We start from the raw sequence: 12385 nt of genomic DNA, 5'->3' as shown, positions 1-12385 counted from the left end.
TCGAGAGGAGCACATTGGCAAGACAGCTTTCCCGCCGGTGCGTTTCAGCCGAATGAGCGTTTCCGTGCCTGTTTGTTTGCTTTCTCGCGGCTCTGGCTGTTTAACAGAATCAGGGATTATCGGCAGAACGTTTCTCTCGGGGGAGGAGATGGATAGCTGGCTTAGCGGAAGGAGCGTCAGGCGGCGCTTCGTCAGATTGCGCGCAGGCGCAGCGCTGGTTCTGCTCGTGCTGGCATCTGCCGGCACTTATGCGGCGTGGTCGCTGACAACCAGCCGCACCCGCGAATATGTGCAGGATCAGGCCGCTGAAACGCTTGCCGTTCAGGCCGAGGTTCTAAACGGGGTGCTGGAGAAATACCGGCTAATTCCGCCCCTTCTCGCCCGGCAGGATGAAATCGCGCTGCTGTTCGCAAGCCTTGCATCCGACGCCTACATAGAAAACAGGGCGCGCACGCTGGCAGAAGAGATTACCGGTCTTTCCGGTGCCCGCGACGTGGCCTTCTTTGCGGCCGACGGGAAACTGCTTTCCGCCGCACGCGATATTTTCGGTGACGAACCTGCAGGCCGTGCAGAGCTGCTCAAGGCAGCGAAAGAAAACCGGCTGGGCCGGACGGTCGCCCTGCTGAAGGGTGAAAACCGCGTTTATGCCTTCGGCGCCGGCGTGCGCCGCAATGGCCGGCTGATGGGCGTTGTTGCCGTTTATGTCGGCTTCGATGCAATCGAGCGCGCCTGGGCGCTTTCGGCCGATCCCATTTTCGTAACCGACAATGACGGCATTATCTTCCTCTCCAACCGCGAAGACTGGCTTTTGAAGCCGGTTTCCGAAATCGACGCCAAATTCAATCCCGAAACAGCCGATGCGCTGACACATATCGACGTGATGCGTGACCTGCCGCTGATGGGCTGGCAGCTTCACGTTCTGGGCGACCGCAGCCGCGTCGTTTCCGCGCAATCGGCGGCGATCGGGTTTTCGCTGCTGATCTTCCTGCTCGTCGCCGTGATCGTGTTTTTCCAGATCGGGCGCATCGAGGGCCGTGTCATGCTCAGGCGGCGGGACCGGGCGCTGGCGCTGCGCCTGGAGCGCGCCGTGCGCGACCGGACGAAAGAACTGAGCCTTGCAAACCAAAGCCTGTCGCACGAAATCGACGAGCGGATCGAGGCGGAGCGCGAACTGAAGCGCGTTCAGCGCGAACTGATCCAGACGGCAAAGCTGGCCGGCGTCGGCCAGATGGCGGCAACGCTCAGCCATGAGATCAACCAGCCGCTAGCCGCCATCGAGACCTATGCCGCCAACACCAAACGGGCGCTGGCGCTCAAAAAGAACGAGATTGCCGACGATAACCTGAACCGCATCACGGCCATGGTCGCCCGGATATCCGAACTTTCGGGAACCCTGCTGGCGTTCTCGCGCAGGCCGGAAACGAAGACGGAGCCCGTGCCGGTGAAGGTGGCTCTGCACGAGGCGCTGATCCTGATCCGGCCGAAGGCCGACCGGGCCGGCGTGGCCATCGATGTCGATCCGGCCCTTGAGGGCGTGGTGGTCGATGCCGGCCGCATCCGTCTTTCGCAGGTGTTCGTCAATCTCTTCAGCAATGCCATCGATGCGCTTTCAGGAAGGCCGGACGGGCGCATAGCGGTGGACCTGAAAAGTGCCGGCGAAACCGTCTGCCTTCATGTTTCCGACAACGGGCCGGGAATTGCGCCGGAGCTTGCAAATGAGGTGTTCGAACCGTTTTTCACGACGCGCACCGGACAGGGCAACGGCATCGGACTATCTATCGTCTACAACATCATGCAGGATTTCGGCGGCAGCGTTACGCTTCTGCCGGGTGACGGCGGCGCGGTCTTCGAACTGCGGCTGAAATCCGCGCTGCCATAACAGCGGAGGAATAGGGGCACATCATGGAAATGCAGACGGCAACGCCTCTCGTTCATCTTGTCGATGACGACGACGACCTGCGCCACGCACTGGCGCAGGGGCTTGAGCTCGAAGGCGTCAATGTCGCCGTGCATGACAATGCCGCAAGCGCTGTGGAGCGGATCACGCATGAGGCCTATGCCGTTCTTGTCTCCGATATCCGCATGCCCGGAATGGATGGCATGGCGCTGCTGAAGGCCGCACTGGCGATAGACCCGACCTTTCCGGTGATCCTGATTACCGGGCACGGCGATGTGCAGATGGCGGTCGATGCCATGCGGGCCGGTGCCTATGATTTCATCGAAAAGCCGTTTCAGGCCTCCCGCCTCTACACCGTGATCGACAGGGCGCTGGAAAAGCGGCGGCTCGTTCTGGAAAACCGGACGTTGAGGTCGGAACTTGACGGCCACGACGCCCTGTCTCTGCGGCTGGTCGGCCGCACGAAGGGGATTGTCCGGCTGCGCGAACAGATTGCCATGCTGGCCGATACCGATGTCGATGTTCTGGTGCGCGGTGAAACCGGCACGGGTAAGGAGGTAGTCGCCCGCGCGCTGCATGACACCGGCAACCGGGCGACCGGCAATTTCGTGGCGATCAACTGCGCGGCACTGCCTGCAGACATGATGGAGGCGGAACTGTTCGGCCATGAAGCCGGCGCGTTCACCGGCGCCCAGAAACAGCGCATCGGCAAGCTGGAGCATGCCGATGGCGGCACAGTGTTTCTCGACGAGATCGAATCCATGCCGCTCGATCTTCAGGCCAAGATCCTGCGCGCCATTGAAACCCGCACGGTCGAGCGGCTCGGCTCGAACAAACAGATTGCACTGAACATTCGCATCGTCGCGGCATCCAAATCCGACCTCAAGGTCGAAAGCGATGCCGGGCGGTTCAGGGCCGACCTTTATTACCGGCTGAATGTCGTAACCCTCGACATTCCGTCGCTGCGTGAGCGCCGGGACGATATCCCGCTTCTGTTCTTCTTTCTGGCCCGTGATGCGCGCGCGCGATTTCGCCGGGAGATACCGGAAATTTCGCCGATGCTGCAGGCCGATCTGATGGCGCATGACTGGCCCGGCAATGTGCGGGAGTTGAGAAATTATGCCGACCGTTTCGTGCTCGGTCTCTGGCGTGGGTTTGAAGACAACGGGCAAGGTGGAGCGGCCATGGCACCGTCCGCCGGCCTGCCGCTTGCAGACCAGATGCAGGCTTTCGAGCGGCAAGTGATCGCCAGCGAGCTTGCCCGCAATGACGGAGCGCTGAAGCCCACCTATGAAGCCTTGCAGATTTCGCGGAAAGGGCTCTACGACAAGATGAAACGGCTCAGGATCGACTATGTCGACGATGCCGAGTGATCATCGCAATGTGTCATTTCCTACCCATTGCGGCGCAAGACGACGTGTCACCGCTGACACATTGATGCCACAAAGCTTTTCCGGCCAAAATTTGAAAATTGATAAGTCTTTGTTTTGACGTCTTTATTGATGTTTCTCAAAAACTGGCACGCGGCTTGCAGATAAAATATCAGGCAGCGGCGGAGAGGTGACGTCGCGGGAGGGCTTCAGATGAACATATCCCGACATTTGCAGATGTCGCTGCCTTGATGACGAGGGTGGCGCCGCGGTTCGCGCAATCGACAGCGGCCTGCCGGGGCCAGACCCCAGTTCAACACGACCTGGTTTTAACGGGAGGACGTAAACCATGAAGACATTTCTGACTGCAGCCGTTTCCGCCGCTGCGCTTTTCGCCGCGGCTTCCGCCGTTTCCGCTGCCGATGATGCCTGCAGCGATGACGAGATGGTCATCAAGTTCAGCCATGTGGTCGCCGATCAGGGCCACCCCAAGGGGGATGCCGCGCGCATGCTGGCCGACCGCGTCAACGAGGAGCTCGATGGCGAAGCCTGCATGGAGGTTTTCCCGAACTCGACACTGTTTGACGACGACAAGGTGCTCGAGGCGCTGCTGCTCGGCGATGTTCAGCTGGCAGCCCCCTCGCTGGCCAAGTTCGAGGCCTATACGCTGAAATACCGGCTTTATGACCTGCCGTTCCTGTTCTCAAGTCTCGATGCGGTGGAGCGCTTCACCACCAGCGATGCCGGCAAGGGCATGCTGACGGCGATGGAAGACAAGGGCTATATGGGCCTTGGCTACTGGTCTTCGGGCCTGAAACAGTTTTCCGCCAACAAGCCGCTGATCCTGCCAACGGACGCGGCCGGGCTGAAATTCCGGGTGCAGACCTCGGATGTGGCGGTCGCCATGATCAACGCGCTTGATGCCTCCGCCCAGAAGCTTGCCTTCAAGGAAGTCTATGGCGCGCTGCAGACCGGCGTTGTCGACGGGCAGGAAAACACCTGGTCGAATATCTATACCCAGAAGTTTTTCGAGGTTCAGGACGGCATTACCGAGACCAACCATCAGCTCCTTGCCTACCTTCTGGTGACCTCGACCGACTGGCTCGATGGCCTCGACCCGGATTTCCGGGACCGTTTCCTCACGATTGTCGAGGAGGTGACGGCCGAGGCCAATGCTTCGGTGGCCGCCAAGGAACAGGCCAATCGCGCCAACATCATCGAGGCCGGCAGCGAAGTGCGGGAACTCTCTCCCGAAGAACGTCAGGCCTGGGTGGATGTGATGAAGCCGGTCTGGGCCGAGTTCGAAGATGACATCGGCGCCGACCTCATTCAGGCGGCTGTTGAATCCAACAACTAAGCGGCGGACCGGGGCGGCGCGGTATCGACCGTGCCGCCCATGACTGCCTGATGGATGTATTGGGAGGGGACCCGCCATGGCCGCCTACTGGCCCTATTTTGCCCTGATCGCGATTCTTGTTCTGCTTTACCTGGTCGAACGTCGCCACCGCGCCTTTGTGACCCGGCTGGAAGAAAACGTGCTGGCGATACTGCTTGCCGCCATCACCGTGATCTCGTTTGCGCAGGTCGTCATGCGCTACGGGTTCAACAGCGGCTGGGGCGGCGCGCTGGAGCTGACGCGCATTCTGTTTGCATGGATGATCCTGTTCGGCATGAGCTATGGCCTGAAGACCGGCCTGCACCTGGGTGTCGATGCCCTGATCCGCACCCTGCCCCACCGCGCTTTCCGCATCGTTGCCCTGTTCGGCGCGCTGACCGGCCTGCTTTACGCCGTTATCCTGCTGTCGTCCGACTGGCTGCAGATTTTCGGCGCCAACGCCAAGGGCGGCGCGGTCTTCTACTGGCATCGCTTCTTCAGGGCCGGGATCGGCCTCGATGATCTGCGCTATCCGCTTTTCATGCAGGACTGGTTCGGGCTTCAGGAGCGTGTTCAGCGCTGGGTCGCCTACATCATTCTGCCCGTCGGTCTGGCGCTCCTCGCCTATCGCTCGCTTGAGGCATTCATCCAGATCTGGACCGGCAAGCGTGAACTCGTCATCGCCAGCCACGAAGCGGAAGAGCTGGTGGCTGAAAACAAAGATGTGCTGAAGGACTAGGCCCATGGAAATCGCCATTCTGTTTCTGCTGGTCTTCGGCCTTCTGTTTGCCGGCGCGCCGGTTGCCATTTCGCTCGGCCTGTCATCGGTGCTGTTCATCGCATTTTTCTCGCGCGATTCCATGTCGTCGGTGGCGCTGCAGCTGTTCACCGCCTCGCAGAATTACACGCTGCTTGCCATTCCCTTCTTCGTGCTGGCATCCGCCTTCATGTCGACGGGCGGTGTGGCGCACCGGCTGGTGCGCTTTGCCATTGCCTCCGTCGGGCATTTTCGCGGCGGTCTGGCCATGGCGTCGGTCATGTCGTGCATGCTGTTTGCAGCCCTTTCCGGCTCGTCACCGGCAACCGTTGTCGCCATCGGCACGATTGCCATCGCCGGCATGCGTCAGGTCGGCTACACCAAGGAATTCGCCGCCGGTATCATCGCCAATGCGGGCACGCTCGGCATTCTCATCCCGCCATCCATCGTCATGGTGGTTTATGCGGCGGCGACCGATGTGTCGGTCGGGCGCATGTTCCTCGCCGGTATCATTCCCGGCACGATTGCCGGTTTCATGCTGATGGCCGCCATTTATGTGATGGCGCGGATCAAGCAATTGCCCGCCGAACCGTGGAAAGGGTTTCTCGAAATCGTCGAGGCGGGCAAGGATGCCGGCTGGGGCCTGTTTCTCATCGTCATCATTCTGGGCGGCATCTATGGCGGCGTCTTCACCCCCACGGAAGCCGCGGCCGTGGCGGCCGTCTATGCCTTTCTGGTGTCGATCTATATCTACCGCGACATGGGGCCGCTCAAGGGCATGCGCTGGATTGAGGAAAGCGACGGAAGACGTTCGAAAACCGGGTTTCTGGCATCGGTCTACGGCATTTCCTTCCTGTTCGTGTTCCTGATCCTCGCCTTCTTCGCCACGGACGGCGTCGATGCGGCCTGGGCCAGCCCGACGGCGCGGCTGATTACCGGCATTGTCTTGTCCGTCGCCGTTGTTATTGCCTACACGCTCTGGCGCGGCGAGAATGCGCGGGTAAGCCAGGTTCCGGCCTATCTCATCTCCGGCGTGCCGATATGGTACCGTAACCTGAAGGCCAATATTCTCAGGACGCCGTTCTGCCTGTCGCATGAGGATACCCGTCGGACGACCGTGGGAGCTGCCAAGACGACCGTGATGCTGATGTTCATCATCGTCAACGCACTGCTTTTTGCCCATGTGCTGACGGCGGAGCGCATTCCGCAGGCGATCACCTCGGTCATGGTCGATGCCGGGTTCAACTGGTTCACCTTCCTGATTGCGGTCAACATCCTGCTTCTGATCGGCGGCCAGTTCATGGAGCCGTCCGGCCTTTTGCTGATCGTTGCCCCGGTGGTGTTTCCGATTGCGATGGAACTCGGTGTCGATCCGATCCATCTCGGCATCATCATGGTGGTCAACATGGAAATCGGGATGATCACGCCACCGATCGGGCTCAATTTGTTCGTGACCTCGGGGATAACGGGCATGAGCCTGGTCAAGGTCGTCAGGGCCGCCGCACCCTTCGTGATGGTGCTGTTCCTGTTCCTTATTCTGGTAACCTATGTCCCGTTCATTTCCACGGCCTTGCCTTACTGGCTGATGGGTCCGGAAATCGTCACACGCTGACGTTCAAAGCAATGCCCGGGCACATCCGTCGTGCCCGGGCAACTGGAATGCCAAGGGGTTTCCTCAAGGCATCGCAAGCGCTTCCTGTTCCTCATTTGTCAGAACCCGTGAACGGGTGAGAAAGCGCTTTTCCCGGCCGTTGTCGAGGCTGAACATGCCGCCGCGACCGGGCACGACATCGAGAATGAGCTGGGTGTGTTTCCAGGCCTGAAACTGCGGGCCGGAAATCCAGACCTCGGCGCCCTCGACGCTTCCAAGCCTGACATCGCTGCTGCCGAGATGAAATTCCGCCTTCGGATAGCACATCGGCGAAGAGCCATCACAGCAGCCACCGGACTGATGAAACATGATCTCGCCGTGATCGGCCTGAATTTCGTGAATGAGGGCGCGGGCCGCCGTGGTGGCCGTCACCCGGCATCCCTTTTCCGCTCCCTCGGGCAGAGTGTCATCCGTTGCGCAGGCAATATCGTGTTCACGCATGTTTGCCTCCTTTCAGACAATTTGGCGGCAGGCAGGTCCCTGCCCGCCTGCCGCCCGCGCCGGCACCGTGCGGCGCCGGGTCCTGGGGGATATGATCCCGACGCGTCGCGCCTCAGAAGAAGCCAACCTTGTCGGTGCTGTAGCTGACCAGCAGGTTCTTGGTCTGCTGATAGTGGTCGAGCATCATCTTGTGGGTTTCGCGGCCGATACCGGACTGCTTGTAGCCTCCAAAGGCGGCATGCGCCGGATAGGCATGGTAGTTGTTCACCCACACGCGGCCTGCCTGAATATGCCGTCCGAAGCGGTAGCAGGTATTGGCATCGCGCGACCACACACCGGCGCCAAGCCCGTAGAGCGTGTCATTGGCGATCTCGAGCGCTTCGGCCTCGTCCTTGAATGTGGTGACGGATACCACGGGGCCGAAAATTTCCTCCTGGAAGACCCGCATCTTGTTGTGGCCTTTCAGAATGGTCGGCTTGATGTAATAGCCGCTCGAAAGCTCACCGCCGAGATCGGCCTTTTCGCCGCCGAGAAGCACTTCCGCACCTTCCTGCCGGCCGATATCGAAGTAGCTCAGGATTTTCTCCTGCTGTTCGCTGGATGCCTGGGCGCCGATCATCGTGTCGGCCGCGCGGGGATCGCCCTGAATGATGGCCTTGGTGCGGGCAATCGCCCGTTCCATGAATTCATCATAGATGTCTTCATGGATCAGCGCACGGCTCGGGCAGGTGCAGACCTCGCCCTGATTGAGCGCGAAGAACACGAAGCCTTCGATCGCCTTGTCGAGGAAATTGTCGTCCTCGCGCATCACATCCTTGAAGAAGATGTTGGGCGATTTTCCGCCAAGTTCCAGCGTCACGGGAATAAGGTTTTCCGTGGCGTATTGCATGATCAGGCGGCCGGTCGTGGTCTCCCCGGTAAAGGCGATCTTGGCAATGCGCGGGCTCTGCGCCAGCGGCTTGCCGGCTTCCAGACCGAAGCCGTTGACGATGTTGAGCACGCCGGCCGGCAGGACATCGGCAATCAGCTCGGCCAGAACCATGATCGAGGCCGGCGTCTGTTCGGCCGGTTTGAGCACCACGCAATTGCCGGCGGCAAGGGCCGGCGCAAGCTTCCACGATGCCATCAGGATCGGGAAGTTCCACGGAATGATCTGGCCGACGACGCCGAGCGGCTCATGGAAGTGATAGGCGATGGTGTCGTCATCGATTTCGCTCATCGAGCCTTCCTGCGCACGCAGAACGGAAGCGAAATAACGATAATGGTCGGCTGCCAGCGGAATGTCGGCCGCTCTGGTCTCGCGGATGGGCTTGCCGTTGTCCCAGGTCTCCGCCGTTGCCAGCAGTTCGAGATTTTCCTCGATGATATCGGCAATCTTCAACAGCAGGTTGGCGCGTTCGGTCGGCGGGGTACTGCCCCATTTTGCCTTGGCCGCGTGCGCCGCATCCAGCGCCAGATTGACGTCGTCGGCGTCCGAACGTGCGATTTCATTGATCGCAGCCCCCGTGATCGGCGTGGTATTGGTGAAATAGCGCCCGTTTTTCGGGGGCACGAATTTGCCGCCGATGAAGTTGTCATAGCGGTCCTTGAAAGGCGATTTCAAAAGCCCTTCGGTTTTCGGCATCTCGTTCATGATACTCCTCCCAGAAATTATCTGAACTCTATTGAGGCCCTGAATTTGCGCGCGCAGACAGGCCTTGTCACCGGCACGAAACCGGCAGAGGAGCGATACTGTCTCGGGATTGAGACAGTTTGCGGGCTGAAAGGTGTTTTGAAGACGGATGCAATGAACGGCATCAAGGCGGGCAGCCGGCACCCAAGCCGCCCGCAGGATGTCGCATCAGCTCTCTATGCTATGCTGGGCAAGGCCAAGCCGTTTCATGCGGCGGTAAAGCGTTGCCCTGCCGATGCCCAGATCTCTGGCGGCACGGCTGACATTGCCGTTCTGCCGGGCAAGCGCCCTGACCACGGCGGAGCGTTCCGCCGGAACGAAACCGGAATTCGGCGCACCGCCGGTCAGAAGATCATCGGTGGGAACGGGGGCAAATGCGCCTGTCGGTGTCAGGCCAAGCGCCTGCCGCGCCGCCCGTGTGGCACCGACGACCAGATCGTCTGCGTTGACGGCGACAAGGGCGGTTTGCGTATCTGCCGGCTCGCTGTCATCGTCCCCTTTGCTGCCATCGATCAGCACAATCCGATGGCCGGAATGGCTGTGGCGAAAACAATCCGCCTCGATCTGCCGGGCGGCCTGACGCACAAGCGCGGCGATCATCTGGTTGGCGGGCGCGGTCTGGTCGCTGCGGGCTGATGAAACATCCAGCGCGCCGATCAGCCGGCCGTCGGGGCCATGGATCGGTGCATCCATGCAGCTCATGGCAATGTTGCTTTCAAGAAAGTGTTCGCTCTGGTGGATGATGAGCGGACGCTCCTCGGCAAGGCAGGTGCCGATGCCATTCGTGCCGACGGCCGCTTCCGACCAGTTGCGTCCGGGTCTCAAGCCCCAGCTCTCGAAACTGGACTGATCGCCGCTGCGCCAGCGCCCGTCCAGAACATATCCGTCCGCGTCACTGAGAAACACGCCGCAGGCTGACTGCGAAACACAGCGAAACAGCCGGTCGAGCCGGGACCCGGCGACATGAAGCAGCAGATCGAACCTTTGCCGCCGTTCCGACAATTCGCGGGCTGTGATGGTTTCGGCGCGGCGGGGGGCCGCGTTTGCGGGGTCGAGCCCGTGCTGAACATGCGAGCGCCACCATGAAGCGGCAACGGGCGAGCACGCCGGGCCGTCTGCCGACAGCGCCGTTGAAAGCACGACATCGGCATGCCTGCGGGTTCCCCCCGGCCTTGATAAAGACGCCATGGGTACCTCCTCCCAAACAAGCGTATCCCGCAACCGGATGCGCACATCTTCGGTGCTTTTTCCGGCCTCCTCTGCGGATCGCTGACCGCATTGTGATGGAAAACGCCGCATGAGGGAAGATATTTTGCCTGCCGCCGGATCAGACTTTGGTGAAACGGACGGCCACAGCCAAGAACGGAACGCAACAGGCGGGCATGCGTCAAAAAGTCAAATGCCTGATATTTTCGATGTCCTTCCCGCCCATTCCTGATATCCGTAATTCATGACCTACGGCGTGTTCATTCATCGTTCGGATTCGATCTATGACGACAGTCCGGCCGAGCGCTATCAGTTTCCTGCGCAATATCGCAGGCGCGTGGAAGCCTGTGTCGGCGACTGGATCGTGTATTATGAACCGAGCAAGGTGCGCGAAACCCGCGGCTATTTCGCCGTCGCCAAGGTGCAGGCGGTCATTCAGGACCCATCTGCCGCGAACATGTTCATCGCTCTGATCGAGCCCGGAACCTATCTCGATTTTGTCAATCCGGTGCCCTTCAATCACGACGGCACGCTGATCGAGCGCGGATTGCTGAATGAGGCCGGCCGGATTTCCGGTCGCGCGCAATCGGCCGTCCGACCTCTCTCTGCTCAAGACTTCAATCGCATCCTGTCACTTGGACTTGACGAAACGGTGCAGGAACTCCCGCGTATCGATACGGAATTTGAGGCGCCGGTTCATGACGGTTTCCATGAACAGGGACAGCAACCATTCGTCTTCGAAGAGCAACGCATCCGCATTCCACAACTTAACTCGCGGGTGGTGCGTGACCGGCTTTTCCGGCGGCTGGTGATCACCGCCTATGACAAGCGCTGTGCGATTACCGGCCTGAAGCTGATCAATGGCGGCGGCCGCGCCGAGGTCGACGCCGCCCATATCCGTCCGGTCGAACATAGCGGACCGGATATCCTCACCAACGGCATCGCCCTTTCCGGAACGGCCCACTGGATGTTCGACCGCGGCCTGATCGCGCTTTCCGACGACCTCGATATCCTCGTATCACGGCAAGCGAACGACCCGGACAGCATCCATTCCCTGATCAACAGCACAGGAAAGGCCATCGCCCCCACCCGCGCCACCCAGCGCCCTCACCCGCGGTTTCTCCAATGGCACCGGGAAAACTGCTTCAAGCACTGACGTTTGCCGATAAGGCACAAGTGTGCACACCGAAACATCCTGGACACCAATAAACGAAAATTAATATTTATTTTCAATTACTTAATTGGTATCCTCTAGGGTCTCAGCCTATCGGTGCACATAGGAAGTATAAGCGTGCACACCTTCGAAAACATGGTCATCGCACGACATGAAAAAAAAGGCCCGCTCGGAGCGGACCTTTTGTCATTCGACGTAGAAAATTATGGATCAGCTATCCTCGTTGAGAAGTTCCAGCAATTTGTCTGGGTCGAACTGCTCCCGATAGTCCGACACAGTAAACGGCGAAAACTCGCGCGACATGCCGTGCGTTTCGGCATATGCATCAACGAAATGGTCCAGTGAAATATACTTTCGCCGGCCGTTTTACATAGGATCAAGGCCTCGATGATCAATTCGATAACGAGCCTCTGTCATACTCCCGCACCGAAACCTTGGTTTGGCTGGACATTGGAAACTCCCGATGGTTCCCAGTGTTCTTGCCCGTGCGCGTTCAGCAATGATATTCTATGGTGAGCCAAAAAACATCGCGAGTGAGCCATGACCGAAGAGATTACCGGACCAGAGGACATTATTGCCCTCGGACGGCGATATGCCGATGGCAGCCATCTGGAAGAGCATCGTCATGAGCGCTCGCAACTCCTCTATGGACTGACCGGAACTGCGATCGTGACCACACGGTCTGGCCTGTGGATGATGCCGCCCGATGCAGCACTCTGGATCCCGGCTGAGACACCGCACGAAATCACGATGGTTGGCGAGGTGAACATGCGCAGTCTTTACCTCAAGCCGGCGCTATTGCCTCAGATGCCATGACACTGCGTTGTTCTTGAAGTGGGGAC

At 59.9% G+C, this 12385-nt stretch carries 11 protein-coding genes; 8 read left to right on the top strand and 3 right to left on the bottom strand.

Annotated features, from left to right (window positions below; genetic code table 11):
- Positions 1–148: 148 nt before the first annotated feature.
- The 5 genes from ACHZCU_RS14870 (at position 149) to ACHZCU_RS14850 (ending at position 7011) form a co-directional block, all read left to right on the top strand.
- Positions 149–1879 carry an ATP-binding protein gene (locus tag ACHZCU_RS14870; protein WP_319519383.1) on the top strand — a complete coding sequence of 577 codons (1731 nt, stop codon included), beginning with the start codon at positions 149–151 and terminating at the stop codon, positions 1877–1879.
- A 23-nt stretch (positions 1880–1902) separates the two neighbouring features.
- Positions 1903–3270, top strand: a complete 1368-nt coding sequence (locus ACHZCU_RS14865; protein WP_319519382.1) for a sigma-54 dependent transcriptional regulator — start codon at positions 1903–1905, stop codon at positions 3268–3270.
- A 346-nt stretch (positions 3271–3616) separates the two neighbouring features.
- Positions 3617–4624 (top strand): DctP family TRAP transporter solute-binding subunit, encoded by a 1008-nt coding sequence (locus tag ACHZCU_RS14860; protein ID WP_319519381.1) that lies wholly within the window; start codon positions 3617–3619, stop codon positions 4622–4624.
- Between the two features lie 76 nt (positions 4625–4700).
- Positions 4701–5381, top strand: coding sequence for a TRAP transporter small permease (locus tag ACHZCU_RS14855; RefSeq protein ID WP_181190652.1), 681 nt, complete (start codon positions 4701–4703; stop codon positions 5379–5381).
- Between the two features lie 4 nt (positions 5382–5385).
- Complete coding sequence (locus ACHZCU_RS14850; RefSeq protein ID WP_319519380.1) at positions 5386–7011, top strand: TRAP transporter large permease; 1626 nt, start codon at positions 5386–5388, stop codon at positions 7009–7011.
- A gap of 63 nt (positions 7012–7074) precedes the next feature.
- On the opposite strand, the gene ACHZCU_RS14845 is transcribed toward ACHZCU_RS14850, so the two are convergent.
- The 3 genes from ACHZCU_RS14845 to ACHZCU_RS14835 form a co-directional block, all read right to left on the bottom strand.
- On the bottom strand, positions 7075–7491 hold the full coding sequence (locus tag ACHZCU_RS14845) for a DUF779 domain-containing protein (protein WP_319519379.1): 417 nt from the start codon (positions 7489–7491) through the stop codon (positions 7075–7077).
- Between the two features lie 112 nt (positions 7492–7603).
- Entirely contained in the window at positions 7604–9124 is a 1521-nt protein-coding gene (gene adh, locus ACHZCU_RS14840; RefSeq protein WP_394706071.1) for an aldehyde dehydrogenase, read from the bottom strand.
- 207 nt (positions 9125–9331) lie between these two features.
- Entirely contained in the window at positions 9332–10351 is a 1020-nt protein-coding gene (locus ACHZCU_RS14835) for a GAF domain-containing protein (RefSeq protein ID WP_319519378.1), read from the bottom strand.
- 109 nt (positions 10352–10460) lie between these two features.
- Here ACHZCU_RS14835 and ACHZCU_RS14830 point away from each other — a divergent pair, with 109 nt between their 5' ends.
- The 3 genes from ACHZCU_RS14830 (at position 10461) to ACHZCU_RS14820 (ending at position 12359) form a co-directional block, all read left to right on the top strand.
- Positions 10461–10601 carry a hypothetical protein gene (locus ACHZCU_RS14830; protein ID WP_319519377.1) on the top strand — a complete coding sequence of 47 codons (141 nt, stop codon included), beginning with the start codon at positions 10461–10463 and terminating at the stop codon, positions 10599–10601.
- A 12-nt stretch (positions 10602–10613) separates the two neighbouring features.
- Positions 10614–11525, top strand: a complete 912-nt coding sequence (locus ACHZCU_RS14825) for an HNH endonuclease (protein ID WP_319519376.1) — start codon at positions 10614–10616, stop codon at positions 11523–11525.
- 558 nt (positions 11526–12083) lie between these two features.
- Positions 12084–12359, top strand: coding sequence for an AraC family ligand binding domain-containing protein (locus ACHZCU_RS14820; protein WP_319519375.1), 276 nt, complete (start codon positions 12084–12086; stop codon positions 12357–12359).
- The last annotated feature ends 26 nt before the right edge of the window (positions 12360–12385 follow it).

Origin of the sequence: uncultured Martelella sp., assembly GCF_963677965.2 — a bacterium.
Taxonomy (GTDB): domain Bacteria; phylum Pseudomonadota; class Alphaproteobacteria; order Rhizobiales; family Rhizobiaceae; genus Martelella; species Martelella mangrovi.
This window is presented reverse-complemented; position numbering and strand designations above follow the sequence as displayed.